This is a genomic window from Bdellovibrio sp. HCB2-146, from assembly GCF_047345725.1.
GTDB lineage: Bacteria > Bdellovibrionota > Bdellovibrionia > Bdellovibrionales > Bdellovibrionaceae > Bdellovibrio.
In genome coordinates, this window is sequence record NZ_JBLEQP010000001.1 from 633,256 (window position 1) to 652,100 (window position 18,845).

The 18,845-nt window shown below is 45.9% G+C and carries 17 protein-coding genes; 7 read left to right on the forward strand and 10 right to left on the reverse strand.

Annotated features, from left to right (window positions below; translation table 11 throughout):
* Positions 1–82 precede the first annotated feature (82 nt).
* Genes ACLWOR_RS03165 through ACLWOR_RS03190 form a run of 6 tightly spaced genes read right to left on the reverse strand, consistent with a single transcriptional unit; the run spans position 83 to position 6,141 of the window.
* A complete protein-coding gene (locus ACLWOR_RS03165; RefSeq protein ID WP_413939215.1) occupies positions 83–607 on the reverse strand; it encodes a NuoI/complex I 23 kDa subunit family protein in 525 nt (174 codons plus the stop codon).
* Positions 604–2,187 carry a 2Fe-2S iron-sulfur cluster-binding protein gene (locus tag ACLWOR_RS03170; protein ID WP_413939216.1) on the reverse strand — a complete coding sequence of 528 codons (1,584 nt, stop codon included), beginning with the start codon at positions 2,185–2,187 and terminating at the stop codon, positions 604–606. Before ACLWOR_RS03170 ends, ACLWOR_RS03165 begins: the two co-directional genes overlap by 4 nt.
* Entirely contained in the window at positions 2,168–3,460 is a 1,293-nt protein-coding gene (gene nuoF, locus ACLWOR_RS03175) for an NADH-quinone oxidoreductase subunit NuoF (RefSeq protein WP_413939217.1), read from the reverse strand. Before nuoF ends, ACLWOR_RS03170 begins: the two co-directional genes overlap by 20 nt.
* Complete coding sequence (gene nuoE, locus ACLWOR_RS03180) at positions 3,460–3,933, reverse strand: NADH-quinone oxidoreductase subunit NuoE (RefSeq protein ID WP_413939218.1); 474 nt, start codon at positions 3,931–3,933, stop codon at positions 3,460–3,462. Before nuoE ends, nuoF begins: the two co-directional genes overlap by 1 nt.
* Positions 3,934–3,950: 17 nt before the next feature.
* Complete coding sequence (gene nuoD / locus ACLWOR_RS03185; protein ID WP_413939219.1) at positions 3,951–5,633, reverse strand: NADH dehydrogenase (quinone) subunit D; 1,683 nt, start codon at positions 5,631–5,633, stop codon at positions 3,951–3,953.
* Complete coding sequence (locus ACLWOR_RS03190; protein ID WP_413940746.1) at positions 5,620–6,141, reverse strand: NADH-quinone oxidoreductase subunit B; 522 nt, start codon at positions 6,139–6,141, stop codon at positions 5,620–5,622. The genes nuoD and ACLWOR_RS03190 overlap by 14 nt, the downstream gene beginning before the upstream one ends.
* 283 nt (positions 6,142–6,424) lie before the next feature.
* Here ACLWOR_RS03190 and ACLWOR_RS03195 point away from each other — a divergent pair, with 283 nt between their 5' ends.
* From ACLWOR_RS03195 to ACLWOR_RS03205, 3 genes are all read left to right on the forward strand, one after another.
* Entirely contained in the window at positions 6,425–7,852 is a 1,428-nt protein-coding gene (locus ACLWOR_RS03195) for a S8 family peptidase (protein ID WP_413939220.1), read from the forward strand.
* A 111-nt stretch (positions 7,853–7,963) separates the two neighbouring features.
* Complete coding sequence (locus ACLWOR_RS03200) at positions 7,964–8,629, forward strand: hypothetical protein (protein ID WP_413939221.1); 666 nt, start codon at positions 7,964–7,966, stop codon at positions 8,627–8,629.
* Positions 8,630–8,990: 361 nt separating this feature from the next.
* Entirely contained in the window at positions 8,991–9,476 is a 486-nt protein-coding gene (locus ACLWOR_RS03205) for a Dps family protein (RefSeq protein ID WP_413939222.1), read from the forward strand.
* 36 nt (positions 9,477–9,512) lie between these two features.
* Here the strand turns inward: ACLWOR_RS03205 and ACLWOR_RS03210 are convergent, their stop codons facing one another.
* On the reverse strand, positions 9,513–12,512 hold the full coding sequence (locus tag ACLWOR_RS03210) for a hypothetical protein (protein ID WP_413939223.1): 3,000 nt from the start codon (positions 12,510–12,512) through the stop codon (positions 9,513–9,515).
* 384 nt (positions 12,513–12,896) lie between these two features.
* Here ACLWOR_RS03210 and ACLWOR_RS03215 point away from each other — a divergent pair, with 384 nt between their 5' ends.
* The 4 genes from ACLWOR_RS03215 (at position 12,897) to ACLWOR_RS03230 (ending at position 16,111) form a co-directional block, all read left to right on the forward strand.
* On the forward strand, positions 12,897–13,403 hold the full coding sequence (locus tag ACLWOR_RS03215; protein WP_413939224.1) for an ankyrin repeat domain-containing protein: 507 nt from the start codon (positions 12,897–12,899) through the stop codon (positions 13,401–13,403).
* A 2-nt stretch (positions 13,404–13,405) separates the two neighbouring features.
* The gene (locus ACLWOR_RS03220; RefSeq protein WP_413939225.1) at positions 13,406–14,845 is read left to right on the forward strand and encodes a catalase; all 1,440 of its coding nucleotides are present in this window, start codon (positions 13,406–13,408) and stop codon (positions 14,843–14,845) included.
* Positions 14,842–15,051, forward strand: a complete 210-nt coding sequence (locus tag ACLWOR_RS03225) for a hypothetical protein (protein WP_413939226.1) — start codon at positions 14,842–14,844, stop codon at positions 15,049–15,051. The genes ACLWOR_RS03220 and ACLWOR_RS03225 overlap by 4 nt, the downstream gene beginning before the upstream one ends.
* A 67-nt stretch (positions 15,052–15,118) precedes the next feature.
* Positions 15,119–16,111 (forward strand): BtrH N-terminal domain-containing protein, encoded by a 993-nt coding sequence (locus ACLWOR_RS03230; RefSeq protein WP_413939227.1) that lies wholly within the window; start codon positions 15,119–15,121, stop codon positions 16,109–16,111.
* Between the two features lie 30 nt (positions 16,112–16,141).
* On the opposite strand, the gene ACLWOR_RS03235 is transcribed toward ACLWOR_RS03230, so the two are convergent.
* From ACLWOR_RS03235 to ACLWOR_RS03245, 3 genes are all read right to left on the reverse strand, one after another.
* A complete protein-coding gene (locus ACLWOR_RS03235; RefSeq protein WP_413939228.1) occupies positions 16,142–16,873 on the reverse strand; it encodes a class I SAM-dependent methyltransferase in 732 nt (243 codons plus the stop codon).
* Positions 16,874–16,998: 125 nt separating this feature from the next.
* Positions 16,999–17,508, reverse strand: a complete 510-nt coding sequence (locus ACLWOR_RS03240; RefSeq protein WP_413939229.1) for a response regulator transcription factor — start codon at positions 17,506–17,508, stop codon at positions 16,999–17,001.
* Positions 17,505–18,800, reverse strand: coding sequence for a sensor histidine kinase (locus ACLWOR_RS03245; RefSeq protein ID WP_413939230.1), 1,296 nt, complete (start codon positions 18,798–18,800; stop codon positions 17,505–17,507). Before ACLWOR_RS03245 ends, ACLWOR_RS03240 begins: the two co-directional genes overlap by 4 nt.
* Positions 18,801–18,845 lie beyond the last annotated feature (45 nt).

Here is an 18,845-nt window from a genome sequence, read left to right on the forward strand (position 1 = left end):
CGCGGAGGCGTACTCCAAGTACGTCGCAGCGATTCGCGGGACCATCCGACGCAGTCGAATGGCCGCTTTTCATCGACCGGAATTAAATCCCCTGCTTGTGGCGTTCTTCGTCGTCTACATGCGACTGAATTCCACCTTTTAGGCTTGGTCTGTATGCCAAGTGATTGATGTCGTAAATGAAGTTTGCGCCGTTCACGCCTGGTGTTTGCCACTCAGGTCCCAAACGGATCGCGTCTACTGGGCAGGCTTCTTCGCAGAAACCGCAGAACACGCAACGAAGCATATCGATCTCATAAGCAATTGGGAATTTCTCAACTGATGGATCGTTATGTTCAGCTGCAGTGATCTTGATACACTCAGCAGGACAGTTCGTCGCGCACAACATACAAGCTGTGCAGCGAAGAGCGCCGTCTTTTTTCACAGTCAAAATGTGATTACCTTTGAAGCGAGGAGAGTAATCGTACTGCTCCTCTGGGTAATTCAAAGTCATCATTTTTTTTCTGTTAAGCAAGTTTCCAAGCAAGTGCTTCATAGTGACCGCAAGGCCACCTAGAATACCCGGCAAGTACCACTTGGATTTTTCCGAGTTGTTTTGCATTACGCTCATAGAGTACCTCGCTTAAATACGAACTCGTTCTTTTTACGAGCTTCCAATTCAACTTGGTCAGGACGCTGATTTGTCGGCATGAATGCCGGCATTGTCGGAATCGCCAAGTTTTTACCAGCAAGCAACAAGGCTGCTTCAGTCAGAGTCAATGCCTCAGACACCACAGTTGTTACTTTTTTGAATTTTTGTTCAAGGCCTGCGTGGTTGATGAATGTTCCGTCTTTTTCAACGAAAGTTTTCACCGGGATGATCCATGCATTACCAGCTGTGTTCAAGCTTTCCAAAGCTTCGTGTTTCGCTGCTTGCATCCAGATCACGTTGTGAGCTTTAGAAATTTCTTTCATGCGCTCAGCAAAGTCTGGGAAGACAGCCAAGTTTTCAGGACCCGCAACGACCACAGTTTTAATTGCGCCGCTAGAAAGACCCGAAGACAACTCTGTCCATTGAGCAGAAACACCGTGCTTCTCAAGCACTTTCATCAAACCTTTCGTATTCGGGTTTTTGTCTCCACGAAGGAGCAAACCGTCGAATGAATCGAAAGTTGATTTGTTGTTTTGCCAGAAGAAGATTTTCTTCGTTTTGAATTCATTTACGAAAGTCGAAACAATCGCATCGAACTCTTCAACTGTGTATTGAGCAGTCAATACCAACGCCAAAGCATCGCCAGTTGTCGATTTCAAAACTTGGTGAGCGTCTTTCGCTGCCGCACCTGGAGCCACTTCGGACCAGCCAGAAGCACCACGAACACGCGCTTTCAAGTAACGAACTTCTTTATTCGCAAACTTATAAACATCGCGACCTTCATCGCACATCCAGTGACCGTTTACTTTTTCATTGTAAACAGGCTTGATACGGAAGAAGCCTTCTTTGTTGTAGTAAGCGCGAACGTTACAACCCGTTGAGCAACCGTTACAGACTGTTTCTGCATCTTTTAGATACCAAACGCGCTGACGGAAACGGAAGTCTTTGGAAGTCAAAGCACCGACCGGGCAGATATCAACAGTGTTCAAAGAGTATTTGTTGTTCAATTCCTGACCATCGTGAGTACCGATTTCAGTACGGTCACCACGGTTGAAAAGACCCAATTCATTTGTTTTAGAAACTTCCTCTGTGAAACGCACGCAACGAGAGCACAAGATGCAACGTTCAGAATCCAAAACAACAGTTGGACCAAGATCAACGACCTTGTGTTTTTTCTGTTTTGGTTCAGCCATTTCAGGATCGTATTTACCGTACTCCATGTATTGATCTTGGAGTCCGCACTCACCTGCTTGGTCACAGATAGGGCAATCCAAAGGATGGTTGATCAAGTGGAAGTCCAAGCCCCACTTCACAGCGTCTTTCACTTTGTCAGACGTGTTATTGATCTTCATTCCTTCAGTAACCATTGTGTTACACGCGATCTGAACACGTGGATTTCCTTCGATCTCCACCATGCAAAGACGGCATACACCGGCAACAGACAATCCTGGGTGCCAGCAATAGTGAGCGATACGATCGCCAGACTGTTGCATCGCCTCGATAATCGACGTGCCTTCTTTTACTTCGACTTCTTTGCCATTAATGGTGCATTTCGGCATATGTCGTTCCTTTTACTTTCGAGCGTCCTTCACGAACGTAGAATTCAAATTCATCTCTAAATTTACTTACGAAACTCAAAACAGGTAATGCAGCTGCATCTGAAAGAGCGCAGATTGTTTTACCTTTCATGTTGTCAGCGACTTTGATCAAAAGATCGATGTCTTGCAAACGACCACGGCCTTCCAAAATGGAATGCAAAATCTTGTTCAACCAACCCGTACCTTCACGGCATGGAGTACATTGACCGCAAGATTCATGAGCATAGAAGTGAGTCAAAACACCCAACATATCAACCATACATTGAGAGTCATCCATCACGATCACAGCACCTGAACCCAACATTGTGCCAAGTCCTGCAAGTGATTCGTAATCGAGATTTGCTTTCGCCACTTCTTCCGCTGTCAAAACTGGAGCTGATGATCCACCTGGGATAACTGCTTTCAATTTACGACCTGGCTTCATGCCGCCGCATTCTTTGTTGATCAAATCCATCAATGGGTAACCGAGTGGAACTTCGTAGTTACCTGGCTTCATCACGTTACCAGATACAGAGAACAATTTAGTTCCTGCAGATTTTTCAGTTCCATGTTTACGGTAAGCCTGAGCGCCATCACGAATGATGTAAGTCACAGCCGCCAACGTTTCCACGTTGTTTACGATTGTTGGTTTGCGCAAGTAACCTTGAACCGCCGGGAATGGTGGTTTCAATTTTGGTTGGCCTTTGAGGCCTTCCAAAGAAGAAATCATACCTGTTTCTTCACCGCAGATGTATGCGCCAGCCCCGCGGTACACATCAAGGTCAAAATCGAAACCTGAACCCAAGATGTTTTTACCAAGCAAGCCCGCTGCGTAAGCTTCTTTGATAGCTTTATTCAAAACTTCAATCGGGTAAACGTATTCACCACGAACGTAAATATAACCTTTATGAGAACCGATAGCGAAAGCAGAGATGATCATACCTTCGATCAATTGATGAGGAGCACGCTCCATCATCATACGGTCTTTAAATGTTCCCGGCTCGCCTTCATCGGCGTTGCAAAGCAAGTAGCGAGGTTCGCCATTTTTAGGCAAGAAGCCCCATTTCATACCAGTTGGGAAGCCCGCACCACCACGACCACGAAGACCAGAAGCCTTCACTTCGTCGATGATTTGTTGCGGTTGCATTGCGAAAGCTTTTTTCAAAGTCTCGTAACCACCTTTGGCTTTGTAACCCGCCAAAGAGATGTACTCGTCTAAGTGATAAAACTCTGTCAGTACTTTTGATTCAGCCATTATTTCATACCTCTTAAGAGATTCATCGCTGTCTCTGGAGTCAATTTCTCATGGTAAGTGTCATTCACTTGCATCATTGGAGCTGTTCCGCAAGATCCCAAGCATTCAACTTTGGAAACTGTGAAACGGCCATCTGAAGTCACTTCGTTGTATTTCACACCAAGTTCTTTGCAGATGTGGTTTGCAAGTTCGCGACCACCTTCAAGAGCGCAAGAAATATTCGCGCACACTTGCACGTGATACTTACCAACAGGCTCTTGATTGAACATTGTATAGAACTTGAAAACTTCATTGATGCGGCTCTCTGGAAGATCCATCACTTGAGACAAGTGGCGGATGATATCCGGAGTGATAAAGCCTTTGTTTTCTTTTTGCGCAATATAAAGACTTGGGATGATAGCAGACTCGCGCGCTTCGTAGCGTGCGAGTTCTTTTTTAACAGCGGCCAAGCCTTCTTCTGATAATTTAAACATAGTTGCTGTCCCCGTAATTAGCGATCCAACTCGCCGGCGATCAAGTTCATAGAAGCAATCGTCGCAATCGCATCCGCCAACATCGCGCCTTTAACGACAGTCGGATAAGACTGATAAATCGCGAAACATGGTGGACGAACTTTCAAACGATATGGATTCGCAGAACCATCGGATACAAGGTAGAAGCCCAACTCACCATTGGCAGCTTCTGTTGCATCGTAAACTTCACCCACTGGCGGGCGAAGACCTTTGATGATCAACATGAAGTGATTCATCAAACCTTCGATGTTTCCGTAAACGTCTTTTTTCTCTGGAAGAACGATGCCTTTGTCGCGGATTGTGTAATCGCCACCAGGAACGTTTTTGCAGACTTGTTCAATGATACGAACAGATTGGCGCATTTCTTCGAAACGAACCAAGTAACGATCATAGATGTCACCTGATGTACCAACTGGGATGTCGAAATCCAAAGCGTCGTAACCATAGTATGGTTGCGCTTTACGAATATCCAAGCTCACGCCCGTCGCGCGAAGAAGAGGACCTGTGTAACCCCATTGAATTGCATCAGCTGCAGAAACTGGGCACACACCACGAGTACGTTGGATGAAGATTTTATTATCAACAACCATGCTCGCCATTTCGTCTGTTCCACGGCGGATCTCTTTACAAAGAGCCAAAACTTCGTCGAACCAACCTTCAGGCGCGTCTTGAGCCATACCACCGACGCGAGTCATAGATACAGTCAAACGAGCTCCGCAAAGTTTTTCGAACAAACCGTAAACTTGTTCACGAAGGCCGAACATATAGAAGAAAGAAGTCAAAGCTCCCAAGTCCATCGCGCCCGTACCGATAGCAATCGTGTGGTCGATGATACGAGAAAGTTCTGCCAAGATCACACGCATTGCTTGGGCTTTTGGTGGGATTTCAACGCCCAACAAACGCTCCACTGCTTTACAGTAACCAATGTTGTTCATTGGAGCTGAGCAGTAGTTCAAACGGTCTGTGTATGGAATAACTTGGTTGTACGGATGAGTTTCCGCCATTTTTTCAAAACATCTGTGCAAGTAACCGATTTCGCAATTTGCACGAACGATTGTTTCGCCGTCCATCTCAGCCATTACACGCAAAGTTCCGTGCATCGCTGTATGGGCAGGACCAATGTTCAAAGGAACATATTTATCATTCAATACGTCGCCCGGAGAGCCCGGTTCGTTATTGAAGTGAATTGGCAATGAAGCTGTACAAGCTTGGTTTTGATTCGCATCGTAGTCTTTACGAAGCGGATGACCCACGAATTGGTGGTGAGTCAAAATTTTACGAAGATTTGGATGACCTTCGAACTTCATACCAAACATGTCGTAAGCTTCGCGCTCAAACCAGTCAGCACCACGGTAAGCGTGGATCGCAGTTCCCACCGATTCACCTTCACCTACTTGCGTTTTAATACGCAAACGAGAAGAATCTTTAGAAGAGAAAAGATGGTAAACGACGTCAAAGCGTTTTTCACGATTTGGATAATCCACACCGCAAACGTCCATCAAGAAATCGAAGGCGCCGCTGTCACGCAAATATTTTAGAACCGCAGGTACGTCTTCTTTTGGAATTTCCAAAACATCATCACCAAAGGCGTGAGTGAATTTGTAATTCGCAACATTGAATTTACCCGCGAGGGATTGTTTCAAATTCTCAAGCTTGTTCATAAGGGCTCTTCCAGTTTGTTTTCCAAGGACGAGGTTGGTTTGTCGCGATCATACGTTGCAAAGCCATGATACCGTCCATCACCGCTTCTGGTGTTGGAGGGCAACCTGGAATGTAAACGTCTACAGGGATGACTTTATCAACGCCTTGAAGAACGTGATAAGCACGATAAAAACCACCCGAGCTTGCACACGCACCCATTGAGATAACGTATTTTGGCTCAAGCATTTGTTGATAGATACGCACGATAACCGGCGCCATTTTTTCTGTGATTGTTCCCGCAACAACAAGCAAGTCTGCTTGACGTGGAGAAAAGCGTGCTACTTCCGCACCGAAACGAGCTAAGTCGTATTTCGGTCCCATCACCGACATGAATTCGATACCGCAACAAGCAGTACCATACGGCATTGGCCACAATGAGTTTTTTCTTCCCCACGCGACGAGAGCATCAAGCTTTGATGTGAAAGCAAAGCTTCTTGATAAATCATCTACAGCTTGCGTCCCGGTCATACCATCATGGGACACAGAACCCTGCACTTGATCGTTGTGCATAAATACACCTCTGTAATTTCATTTAGCTATCATTAAGTAGTTACTGAAAATCTGTAATCCTGACAACTAGATAACGGATTATAGGAGCAGCGTCGGATTTCTACAACGCGCCCCATTATATTAATCCATTGAAATTGATTCTGTCCTCTTTTACCCACAAACTTAAATTTCCACTCAACATCAGTCGAGGAAGCTCTCTGTCATCCGGCAAAAAGTGAGCTAACTTGGAAGGGACAACAGCATGAAAATGACAACTTTACTGGTTGTAGCTGGCGTATTGAGTCTCGCTCTCAACGCCCAAGCCCAACGCAAAACGCAAGATTTGCTCATTAAACTAGCACCGAATGCGATTCAAACCTTCGAAATGGGCAACTCTAAAGTCGAACGCTTGGGCGGTGATTGGATCCGCGTTCAGGCTCCAGCACGCGTAAGCCTGGCTACTCTAGCTAAAGACCCTTCTATTGAATACGTTCAGCCAAACTATAAAATCTCTTTGCTGGAAGACTATCGCATCGAAGATCCTCTTCGTCGTGCTGCTTTCGCAAAAATGGTTTCTCGCAATCCAGAGTTGAATCTTGGAACTTTGGCAAAAGTTGACAACCCTGCAATCCCAGATGCTCCAAATGCAACAACGGGCGCAGATCCTTTGTTCTCAAAACAATGGGGTATGATTGACAACAACGTACAAAATGCCTGGAAAGTAACAAAAGGAAATCCAGACGTTGTCGTTGCGGTAATCGACACAGGTGTTGATTACACTCACGAAGACCTTTTGCCGAATCTTTGGAGAAACTCAAAAGAAATTCCAAACAACGGTATCGACGATGATGGCAACGGCTATATCGACGACGTGATTGGTTGGGACTTTGTCTCTAACGACAACAAACCTTATGATCTTGCGATGGAGCCACTTGAAATCCTTTTCAAAGGCGGCAACCCAGGTCACGGCACTCACTGTGCTGGTAACGTGGCAGCTCGTGGCGATAACGGTAAAGGTATCGCAGGCGTTGCACCAAACGTAAAAATCATGTCAATCCGCTTTATCTCTGAAAAAGGCCAAGGCACAACTGCTGATGCGATTAAATCCATCATGTACGCTGTTGATAATGGCGCAAAAATCATGAGCAATTCATGGGGCTCTGAAGGCGAAGAAGCGGGTGCACCGGAGAACAAGGCTTTGCGTGATGCTGTTCAATACGCTCAAGACAAAGGTGTCTTGTTCATCGCAGCCGCAGGTAACGGTCACAAAGGTGTTGGTTATGATAACGACACGGATGCAGCTCCAAGCTATCCATCATCGTATGACCACGACATCATTATTTCTGTGGCAGCTCTTGATGTGAACAACAACTTGGGTTCATTCTCGAACTGGGGTGCTAAAACTGTTGATATCGGCGCTCCTGGCGTAAAGGTATTCTCTACGGTTGTTGAGCAAGGCTATAGCGACGTTGTCATCGATAAAATGGGCTTTAAAGCTTTCTGGGATGGAACGTCTATGGCAACTCCACACGTAGCAGGTGCTGCAGCCCTTTACTGGTCGGCAAATCCTTCTAAATCTTGGCAGGAAGTAAAAGCCGCGATCTTGGGCTCTGCTAAAAAGATCAACTCATTGGCCAATAAATCCGTCTCTGGCGGCAAACTCGATGTCGAAGCTTTAGTCAGATACTAGAGTTTATATATTGAGAACATTAAAAAGGGAGGGTCGGCGACCTTCCCTTTTTTATTTCCTAAGGGCTCTGTTATAACTTCTCCTCATAAACATAACCTCAGAGGAGTTTCCATGATCCGCGCTCTATTTGTTGCAGCTGTCCTGCCTTTGATCGCCCTTTCGGCTCACGCACAAGAAACAGTTATCGTGCAAAAACGTTCCGCAGTCGTTGAAGAAAGCTCAAGCGAGCACAATCGTATGGGTAAGAAGTACGTTGTTGCAGCACAACTTTTCGGCGTCGGTGTTGCCCAAGGATCTGGCCAAGGTGTTGTTGCTGGTTACCACCTCGATCGCAACACAGTTGTTCAATTGGAAGTTCTTTCTGGCGTTCGTAAAGACGGTATCTTTGAAAATTATGAACTTAAGACGAACTCAGTGGGCATTCATGCGAAAAAGTTCGTATCGAACTCTTTCTATGTAAACGGTGGTCTCGACTACTCAACTATTAAGTATGATAACGACTATATTTTCACAACTTCTAGCAACAAAGATGCTTACGGTTTTGAAGCGACAATGCTTTCTGCGGGCTTCGTTATCGGAAATCAATGGCAATGGGAAAGCTTCACATTGGGTTGTGACTGGGTAGGTTTGACTCTTCCTCTTTCTCACTCGATTTCCTCTGAGTACGCGGACGCGAGCTATACAAACGCCAAGAAATACAACAAAGAAGACCAAGACACTCTTCTTGCTAACGGTTCAGCTCAACTTTTGCGCTTCTACGTTGGCGCTACGTTCTAATACAAAAAGACTAAATCTGAATTATTTAAGAATGGGCTTTCATAGAGCCCATTTTTTTTGCATTTTTCAAACGACAAACCTTTCTAAGCAGACACTGTAAATGGCAACGATTTGGCAAGGCGGGGATTTGATTTTTAAACCCGAAGGCTCGGCCTTAGCCGGCGCATGGACAAAAATAGCAGAATGCTATTTTTGAGCGCCAGCCCCGAAGGGGTTGAGGGCAGGAGCCCGAAGCATCCACGAACCGCCAAAGGCGGCGGCTTTGAGCCTGGAAGGCGTGCCGACCGAAGCGGTTTAAAAATCAAATCCCCGCCTTGGCAAATTCCCCGCTTTTAGCTAGAGTTTACTTCAAGAGGTAACCATGGCTAAAAAATCAGCTCCAAAAATCAATATCGGCATCGACGAAAAAGATCGCAAAAAAATCGCAGACGGCTTGTCTCATCTTTTGGCGGACACTTACACTCTTTATCTTAAAACACATAACTTCCATTGGAATGTCACAGGTCCAATGTTCAACACTCTTCACTTGATGTTTGAAACTCAATACACAGAGCTTTCTTTAGCTGTGGATTTGGTTGCAGAACGCATTCGTTCATTGGGTGTATTCGCTCCAGGCTCTTATGCGGACTTTGCGAAATTGACTGTGATCAAAGAAGCAAAAGGTGTTCCTGATGCGACTGAAATGATCGAACAATTGGTTTTAGGTCACGAAGCTGTGGCACGAACGGCACGTGGTATTTTCTCTTTGGCAGACTCTGCTGAAGATGAAGCGACAGCGGATCTTCTTACTCAACGTATCCAACTGCACGAGAAAACAGCTTGGATGTTGAGAAGTCTTCTTCAGTAATTAAAAAGGCCCTCTTGAGGGCCTTTTTCTTTTGATCTATGGCGGTGGTGAAGCATCCAGCGGGCCACTCACACCGACAATATAAAACTTATTTCTAAAATCTTTTTTCGCTGAAAACAGCAATGAGTTCGCCTGCGGTGCATAGAACGGATAATAGACATATCTGCGCGCCCTTTCGCTCAACGGCCCCGCATGAGTTCCGCCGACATCAACATCTGTTGAACTTGAGAAAGGTGCTTCCACCATATTTGCGCCTGTCGAATCGCGATATGTTAAGGCTGCGTTACCAAAAACATCGGCAAAGGCAAAGTTAAATATCTTTCCGCCAGCTGCGGAATAATTGTAGTACTCAATCAGTGCTTGAATCGGATAGCTGCCAACCAGAGCCGCTAAAAGCGCATCGTAGTCGGTATCATTCATACTCAAATAAACTTTTGAAAGATTCGTGAGGCTCATATCATTTTTAATAACTTTCAGATATTTTCCGTCTGAAACAGTGAGACCCCTTGGTGACGGCTTCAAATAGAACAACAAGTCCTCACAAGTCGAAGATGCTTCTCCGTCTGTCATGATACGACGGACACAGCGTTTACCATTGTCAGGTCCACTTGTTGGTCTTGAGATATAATAAAATCCACCAACGACAGGTACGATTTCTTCAAGCAAATCTGCCGAATGAAGTGTCGCCACTCCACCTGATACTTTCCACAGATTGAATTCTTGCGTGACCCAACCGCCACTCACCCCTGTCGGTGACGGCAATGCAAAATAGTCGTCAGTTCCCACTTTGAAGACTCGCTTTGTCCAGGCATCTTCGCGAATCTCTCCGAATGCAGCCGCCGTCGAAATTTTTTGCGGCACCGGCGTGACCTGAGTCGTATCAACCTTCCACACATATAAGTTACTATCGACCGAATCTTCGGACATGAAATAAAGGATATCGCCGTCCCATCTAAAGTTTGCCGGATCTAGAGCTGTCGTCGTTATCTTTTGATTAACGCCTGCTCGCTGCAGATAAAATCCGTTATTAGCAGGAGTATCGGCACTCACTGACATGGCAACCGTAGTGCCATTCGTCGATGAACGTGCATAAGAGCTTTCTCCGAATAAATCAGTTATGGTTGTTTTATCCACCGAAAGCACACGGCGCATGTACACGCCCGCATTATTGACCGGTGAGTAGAAAAAAGCCACTAGGTGATCATCGGCATCCGCAATGTAGTCATATCCACTTTGATAGTAATACGAAGGCGGAGCACTGGACAGCGCCCACTCCCCATTCAACCAATATGTAAACTGTGCTCCGTCATAACTGACAATTTGAACTCCCGGTGGCTGTTGGCGATGTTGCCCGACCCCATTTGTATCGAGCCAACCCGTATGGCCGTGCGCGGGAGTGGCAATCAGAATTTGAGAATCGCGTACACTGAGGATCGTCGTCGTGTCGCTCCCAAACACGGCTCCGGGAATCTCGACATATTTGACTTGGCCGTTGGAGTATTCTGCCAAGTAAACTTTTTCTTTTCCACTTAGCATCACGTAAAGGTCCGTACCCTCTTTCGTGAGGTCTATCGTACGGCGTACAGCAATGCCTCCGCCGGAAATATCTCGCCCCATCTGGTAGTCATCACTTGTGATCCCAGTCACAGCCGTCGTCCCGCCATTCGTTCCGTCGCCTCGGAAAAGCTTAATTTTTTTGTCTTGCTCAGCAAGGAAGAAAAGTTCGCCTCCACGCTGGCGCATGGAATAGGGATTCATAAAATTCGTCAGAGCGGGCTCCATCGACAAAGTCGCGGGATTCAAGCGCTGAATAACTGAGTGGCCATCAGCCGGGCTGTAACCAGAAATGAAATAGGTTCCCCCGAGATAGGCGTACTGTGGAAAATACGTTTGAGTGAAAAGACTTCCCGTTCCACCGTATTCGTATGTCACGTTTGTCTGCACGTTCGTGTAGAGGGCTCCGTTGGAACTATCGATCGACTGGAAGTAATGTCCGCCAGCACCTCTTTCAAGGAATGTCCAACTTGCATCAAAAGGTAAAACACGTCCCTCGGTGAGATTCGCACCGTTATAAATCGCGGTGGCTGTCTTGGTCGTCATGTCCAGGTGGTAGACCTGCCCCGCATTCACGCAACCGGCAACGGAACAGTAATAATAGTGAATTCCATCCAGAGTTGATGGCGCGATACTCTTCGCTGGAAAATTAGCGGCCGTTTCAGTCAGAATTTCTTCCACGGAGTCATCGGTCGATGCGTGCAAGCGGTTCAATCGATAGTTTGTTCCAGCGGTCGCGTCGACGTCCGCGCGGAAATACAGGTCACCTTGATATTCAACTAATCCAGAACCCAACGGGCGATTTGTTCCATCGCGCAATAATGTCCCGACACCTGCGACAACCGAATAAATATTGTCGGCGTGAATGGCATAAGTTTTATTGGAGGCACGATAAAACTGTTCTGTGTAAGCATTGGTGTTCACACAGTTGGTGCCATCTGAATAGTAAACATATCCGTTTGATCCTGAAATAGCAGGGTTTGCTGAATTCACTCTGAAATAAAAACCCTCCGCACCCTCTTGCCATGCTACGAAGGACTTATGATCAAGCAAATCAACATCGAAACCGTTACATTTAAAATCCACCAAGGTGAAAGTTGCTTTATCCAGCGCACGCAAGAAAACCGCGTGAGTTGTCGGCGTCAGCATCTCATCCGAAAAATAATAAATTCGTGAAGCCGTACTAAATGCATAGTGATGGGCAATAACGTTGGTTGGCAGGCTCAATTCTGTTTTTGTCGCACCCGAAATTTTCACGAATTTGCGAACGATGTCAGAGATCGGTCCGGGTTGAATAAAATAATATTTTTGCGGAGAGATCGTTCCGAAGTGAGCCTTTGTTTTTGTGAGTGACGTTGGCAAATTTTGATTGACGAAGTTTGCATTCACGGCAGCCGGGAATTCAATAGAAGGCTCCTCCTCGAGGACTCCTTTAATAAGTCGCGCATCGAGAGTACAACCCGTACTGAACAATGTTGCCATTAAGGCGAGGAACAAATTCCGAAACATCCAGAGATACCCACTCAACAAAAAGTGATTCATCGTACACATGACTTATCGGCTTCTAAGACTAGGTAATTAAAAAGATATTTCGACATTTCAAAAATGCAATGTACATTTTCGTGTGTTTTTCGATACAAATTTCTCACTCTGATACGTTATTCCGAGGCAATTCTCGGAGCTTTTTCACAGTCGACGGCTCCTGCGAACAACGAACAACCACGAACCCGACCAGACGGAGCCTTAATATAAAAATCTATATCTTATTTAAACTTTATAGATATTACCTATAACGACTATCGAAATCCGATATTGGAACTCTTCTCTAAAATCACCGATCCTAGGTCCATCAAGGAGAGGGATTTTATGAGGTCCTATGATGACTACTTAAAAACACAACAGACTGAAAGCGCCCTTCTTACGGCCGCTCGCCAAGGAGACATCGGTGAAATCGCTCGACAAATTCTTGCCGGAGCTGAGCTGAATGAGAAGAATCACAAAGGTTATTCCGCATTGATGCTTGCGACCTACAACGGTCACCTTGATGCCGCGGCTCTTCTTTTAGAAGCTGGCGCTGACGTCGATGATGAAGATCACGGTGGGAATACAGTTCTGATGGGGGCTGCTTTTAAAGGGCATTTGTCGATCGTGAAAACGTTGATCAGTCACGGTGCCAATATTGATCTTAAAAACTTCGCGGGTCTGACAGCTTTGGATTTTGCGCGTGCTTTCGGAAGAAAGGACGTCGCGGACTACTTAGGTGCAAGTGATCTCTCCCCCGTTCGCAGCACTCTGCAAAAGGCCCGCTTTTTTCTTTCCTTAGGTACGTTTTATTTTAGTTCGTTTTTCAAAAAACTTTCGTGGAGGTTTTAATCATGTCACGCAAAACACTAACTACAGCAGCGGGAAATCCCATCCCAGAAAATCAACATTCAGCAAGTGCAGGGCCTCGTGGACCGTTGCTCTTACAAGACGTGCATCTGATTGAGAAACTTGCACACTTTGCCCGCGAAAGAATTCCAGAACGCGTTGTTCATGCGAAAGGATCCGGTGCTTATGGGACGTTTACAGTCACTCATGATATTACAAAATATTCTAAAGCCAGCATCTTCTCTGAGATCGGGAAGAAGACGCCTCTCTTCCTCCGTTTCTCAACTGTTGCCGGAGAAAAAGGGAGTGCTGACACCGAACGCGATCCGCGCGGCTTTGCTATTAAGTTCTATACCGACGAAGGCAACTGGGACCTTGTTGGCAACAACACGCCCGTCTTCTTTGAGCGCGACCCGCTTAAATTCTCGGACTTTATCCACTCGCAAAAGCGCGATCCTCGTACCGGCTACAAAAATGCTTACAGAATGTGGGACTATTGGAGATTTGCTCCGGAAGCTCTCCACCAAATCACTATCCTTTTTAGTGATCGCGGCACTCCAGATGGGTATCGCTTTATGCATGGCTTTGGTAGCCACACGTTTAGTCTTTTAAATGCGAAAAACGAACGCTACTGGGTGAAGTTCCATTTCAAATCTCAGCAAGGCATTCGCAATTTAACTCCTGAAAAAGCAACTGAGCTTGCGGGAACAGATCCAGATTATGCCGGTCGTGATTTGTTTGAAGCTATTGAGCGCAAGGAATTTCCACGTTGGACTTTGAAAGTTCAAGTGATGCCAGAGAAGGATGCGGAAAAATATCACGTGAATCCTTTTGATTTGACGAAGGTGTGGCCGCATAAGGACTATCCTTTGATTGAAGTCGGGGTTCTGGAACTCAATCGCAACCCAGAAAATTATTTTGCTGAAGTTGAACAAGCGGCGTTCTCCCCTGCGAACGTTGTACCGGGAATTGGATTCTCTCCCGATAAAATGTTGCAGGGCCGTTTGTTCAGCTATCCTGATGCTCAACGCTACCGCCTGGGTGTGAATTATCAAGCCCTTCCCGTGAATCGCCCTCAGAGCGCAGTGAATACTTATCACCGAGACGGCGCGATGAGATTTGATGGAAACGACGGACGCGCTGACAACTACGAACCAAATGGTTTTGGTGGTCCTGTGCAAAAACGTGATTTTAGTGAACCGCCATTAGCGATTTCAGGAGACGCGGATCGCTATGACTCTCATGCAGGAAATGATGATTTCACGCAGGCTGGGGACTTGTATCGCTTGTTATCTCCAGCCGAGCGTGATCGCTTAACTTCGAATCTTGCGGGCACGATGAAAGGTCTGCCTGAAGAAATCGTTCGCCCGAATATCCAAAACTTTGCGAAGTGTGATCCTCACTATGGATCAGAACTCGCTCGTAAAGTTGGAATCAAGTTATGAGAACCCTCCAAAACGTGAAGGCCACCTACATGGAAGGTGGCCTTCGCGGCCTTCGGGCACGTTATGGCTGGAGAATTTTTGCCGCTATTTTTTGTTATTACCTGATTCGCGATACTTTGCTTTATATTGTGATCCCACTTTTTGGTGTGAAAGCTCTGTTCGCTAGCTTTGATCTGTTGCGGGTGCTTTTTCAACTTTCGCTTTAGGCCCTAAATAATTCTTCTGCTGACCAGCTACGCGGGTTGGATTACTCTAAGTCCGCGAGGGTTCTTTATGAAGAATGATAATGTCTTAGTGACGTACAAGTTATTCGAGGGGCAACACTGCGAAACGACGGCAACCGGGAATCTCTTGTACCATCAAGGCATCACCCTGTCTGAACCGATGATGTTTGGATTGTCTGAAGGCTTGGGATTTATTTTTCTAAACCTGAAGAGTTTTAATTTGCCATTTGTGGGAGGCCGAACAAAGCCCTTCGAGATCACCCAAAAACTTTGCGCGAACCTCAATTTGAAACTCGAAGCGCAAGAAACAAGCTCTGAATCAAAAGCTTGGGAAAATCTGTTGGGACCTCTTAAAGACGGATTTCCAGTCGGACTCCAACTTGATTCTTATTATCTAGATTATTTTTCCTCAAAAGTTCATTTCGCAGGTCATGCGATTGCCTGCTTCGGTATTGAAGGAACTCACGTGCTCGTGATGGACACCAAACAACAAGGCGGCAAACACAAAATCGCACTTTCCGATCTTAAAAAAGCACGCTTTGCCAAAGGCCCGATGTCGGCGAAGGCGCGAAGTTGGACGATCAAAGCAACTTCTAAGAAAGTGTCCCTAAATTCAGCTATTCAATCAGCGATTCGAAACAATGCAAATTCATACCTAAACCCTGAGTTTAAGGGCATGAGCTATCTGGGAATTGAAAAGCTCGCAAAATCTCTTCCAAAATGGCTCGAGAATGCGAAGAATCCCGAGAAGGATCTAACTCTGCAGTCTCTTTTAATGGAACGTGCAGGAACTGGGGGTTCCATTTTCCGTTGTTTCTATCGAGACTTCTTGCAAGAGAGTTCACAGATACTGGATACGAAAAAACTTAAAGACGCACATGTTTCTTTTCGTGAAATAGCTGAAGACTGGAGCCAGGTCGCGACGCTCATCGGAGAATCTGGAAAAAATTTAACATCGCCACCTTTGATGAAAGCTTCGAAAATTTGTGAGGCGTTGGCTGTTAAAGAAAAATTAGCTATGCAAAAGCTCGGCGATATATAGGCGCTCCCATTAGGGCCAGACCTCTTCGTTTTAGAGCTGATATTTCGCCATTCGAGCGTGGTAGAACTTACTGCTTTGGGTGTAGATCTTTATGATCGGATGATCAAAGAACCGGGCAGACTCGGTGCGAAGGACTTCGCCCAACTCATCCCACATCTTTGTATTTGAGGCGATTTTAGAAGCAAATTCTTTGTTGTCGCTGCAGAAGATCTTTTTATTGCCGATAGCAAAAGGATGGATTTTTCCTATTTGAATCAATTTGACAACAACTTCTAGGTGATGCGGGACAATCAAAAAATCATCAATCGCAAAAATCGCTTCACCGTTTGAGAGTTTCAAACAGGACTCAATATCTTCTTCAGGGGACGTGGCATCGATATGGAAAAAAGAAAACTTTTGCGCAGGCCAGGTGTAGCTCGTGGAGTCAGTGCAAATAAATTCGATCCGCGACAAATCCAGTTTATGTTCGCTCATCTTTTTCATGACGACGTCTTTGATAAATATTTGGCGTTCTTCATCGGTCGTTAGAAAACCTAAATTATCCACCAACACCAGGTGACGACCTTGGTTTTGCAAAGCTTCAGCAATGAAAACTGCGGAATCTCCCTCGAAAACACCGATTTCAAGTGCTGGAAACTCTCGAGCGCTCAGCGGCAGTAAATAAGCTAAAAGCAAGTTATCAACGACTTCTCGCCCAACAAGGTCAGAACCCGCATTTTTAAATGAAGTCAGATTTAACAGGTCGGCAATTGGATATCCCATCCCCACATTATTGCGAGCTTTCAAATTTTAGGGAAGGCAATTCGCACCTTGCAATTTTGGCGTGACAATCAACCAAGATGCACAAAGATGATGCAGTGTAGACTGAAAAAAGAAGCAGGAACTTTTTAGGGGTACTTCTTTAGTTTTCGCTGGAGGCTTTGGCGGTGCAGGCCTAGTTGCTTTGCGGTCTGAGTGATGTTGCCTTGGTTTTTTGTCAGGACGAACTCGATGTATTCGTGTTCGTTCTGATCCAAGGTTTTGATCTCGTCAGACTTTGTTTCTTTGGCTTTGAATTCTGGGTTAAAGGCCGCTTCGATGACGTCGGAGCTGACTGGTTTTTGCAGATAGTTGGTTGCGCCTAACTTCATCGCTTCTACCGCCGTTGCGACACTGCCGTAGCCTGTTAGAATCACCACGCGGCAATTGGAGTTGTTCGCGCGAATTTCCGCAACTGATGCCAGTCCGCTTTCACCCACGAGGCGCAAGTCGACGACCGCGAAATCAAAAGACTGTCCTTTGATTTCTTGCAAGCTCCCCGCCTCAACGACTTCATAAGAGCGCTCCGCGAAATCTTCCGCTAAGGCTTTTCTGAAACCGACTTCGTCATCTAAAAGAAGCAAACGACCTTTACTCATACCAACGCCTCCGGTGTTTTTTCACTGAGAGTTTTAGGAAATAAAAGTTCGACGGCTGCGCCATCTGACTGATTTTGAAGCTTAATCGTGCCGCCCAAGGACTGCATAAAGAGATGAGCCGTGTAAAGACCCAACCCCGTGCCTGTGGCTTTTGTCGTTACGAACGGTTCGCCAAAGCGTACAAGCACATCTTTATCAAAGAACGAGTTTTGATTTTTCACGATGAGTTTTAGATGAGATTCATTGTGATCTGTAAACTCGATCGTGATCGGTGCGGTTCCTGATGCTTCGTAAGCGTTGTCCAATAGGTTTAAAAACATCTGCGCAAAATTAATCTGCGGAAGCTTCACCCAGTGAGGAGCTTGCAGGGATTGAATCTGCACTTGTGCTTCTTTGTGATCGCGTTTCCAAACATCGAGAAGATCTTGCATACAAGAAACCAAATCAAAAACTTGGAAACGATATTCACGGGGATCCATCTGTGCGCTGTTCATTTGGCGGATCACGGCTTCACATTCTTGCAGAGCTTTTTTCATCTCCTGCAAGTTCGTTGATTCACCTTGATTGCGAACTTCGCGATCCACTCGCAACTTTAACGTATTCAAGGGGCTTGCAAACTCATGCGAGAACCCCGCCGTCAAGGCCCCGAGAGCGCGCAAGCGATCCATCTTTTCGGCAAATACTTGTACCTGTAAGAGACTTTTTTGTTGTTGATGCAAGTAACGACCAAACGATCGGCTTGCAGCCCACATCATGAGAAGAACCAGATGTTGCACCAGATAAAGGCCGCCATTTACTTTCAGCAGCACATCTTCGTTTCCATCTCCGGTGATAGGCACGATCTGCAAAACAAAGAGCGACAAATGGCAGGCAATTTGGAAAAGCAAAGCCATATCGGCCGATAATAACAAGGCACCTAAGACGATATTGATAAAAAGTAAAATCCAGAAAGGATTCGTAAGACCACCGCTGAGTAAAAGCAAACCTGTGAGAACAACCAGATCCACCATCAGTTGACCGTGAATCGCAAGCACACTCACCTTGCGGCTTTTATCCAGCCACACCGCCTGCGTGACAAAGTTTAAAACAAAGAGAAGTCCCAGCACACCCATAAAAAGGATGAAACTGGTACGATCTAAAAAGCCCGTCATCCAACCAATCGGACTGAGAATCAACACAAGGGCCATAAATAACCAGCGCATGCGGACCAGCCAGAAAAGACGTGCTTTTTCCGGGGATTGATCACCACTGCCAAAGTTAAAAAAGCCTAAAATGGATTTAATCGGATTCACGCGCCCGTTCTAGCCCACTTCCCCCTCCTCGGTCACCGTGAAAAA

Coding starts and splice junctions, on each gene's coding strand:
- ACLWOR_RS03165 (WP_413939215.1), bottom strand. CDS start 607: ATGAGCGTAATGCAAAACAACTCGGAAAAATCCAAGTGGTACTTGCCG.
- ACLWOR_RS03170 (WP_413939216.1), bottom strand. CDS start 2,187: ATGCCGAAATGCACCATTAATGGCAAAGAAGTCGAAGTAAAAGAAGGC.
- nuoF (WP_413939217.1), bottom strand. CDS start 3,460: ATGGCTGAATCAAAAGTACTGACAGAGTTTTATCACTTAGACGAGTAC.
- nuoE (WP_413939218.1), bottom strand. CDS start 3,933: ATGTTTAAATTATCAGAAGAAGGCTTGGCCGCTGTTAAAAAAGAACTC.
- nuoD (WP_413939219.1), bottom strand. CDS start 5,633: ATGAACAAGCTTGAGAATTTGAAACAATCCCTCGCGGGTAAATTCAAT.
- ACLWOR_RS03190 (WP_413940746.1), bottom strand. CDS start 6,141: ATGACCGGGACGCAAGCTGTAGATGATTTATCAAGAAGCTTTGCTTTC.
- ACLWOR_RS03195 (WP_413939220.1), top strand. CDS start 6,425: ATGAAAATGACAACTTTACTGGTTGTAGCTGGCGTATTGAGTCTCGCT.
- ACLWOR_RS03200 (WP_413939221.1), top strand. CDS start 7,964: ATGATCCGCGCTCTATTTGTTGCAGCTGTCCTGCCTTTGATCGCCCTT.
- ACLWOR_RS03205 (WP_413939222.1), top strand. CDS start 8,991: ATGGCTAAAAAATCAGCTCCAAAAATCAATATCGGCATCGACGAAAAA.
- ACLWOR_RS03210 (WP_413939223.1), bottom strand. CDS start 12,512: ATGGCAACATTGTTCAGTACGGGTTGTACTCTCGATGCGCGACTTATT.
- ACLWOR_RS03215 (WP_413939224.1), top strand. CDS start 12,897: ATGAGGTCCTATGATGACTACTTAAAAACACAACAGACTGAAAGCGCC.
- ACLWOR_RS03220 (WP_413939225.1), top strand. CDS start 13,406: ATGTCACGCAAAACACTAACTACAGCAGCGGGAAATCCCATCCCAGAA.
- ACLWOR_RS03225 (WP_413939226.1), top strand. CDS start 14,842: ATGAGAACCCTCCAAAACGTGAAGGCCACCTACATGGAAGGTGGCCTT.
- ACLWOR_RS03230 (WP_413939227.1), top strand. CDS start 15,119: ATGAAGAATGATAATGTCTTAGTGACGTACAAGTTATTCGAGGGGCAA.
- ACLWOR_RS03235 (WP_413939228.1), bottom strand. CDS start 16,873: ATGGGATATCCAATTGCCGACCTGTTAAATCTGACTTCATTTAAAAAT.
- ACLWOR_RS03240 (WP_413939229.1), bottom strand. CDS start 17,508: ATGAGTAAAGGTCGTTTGCTTCTTTTAGATGACGAAGTCGGTTTCAGA.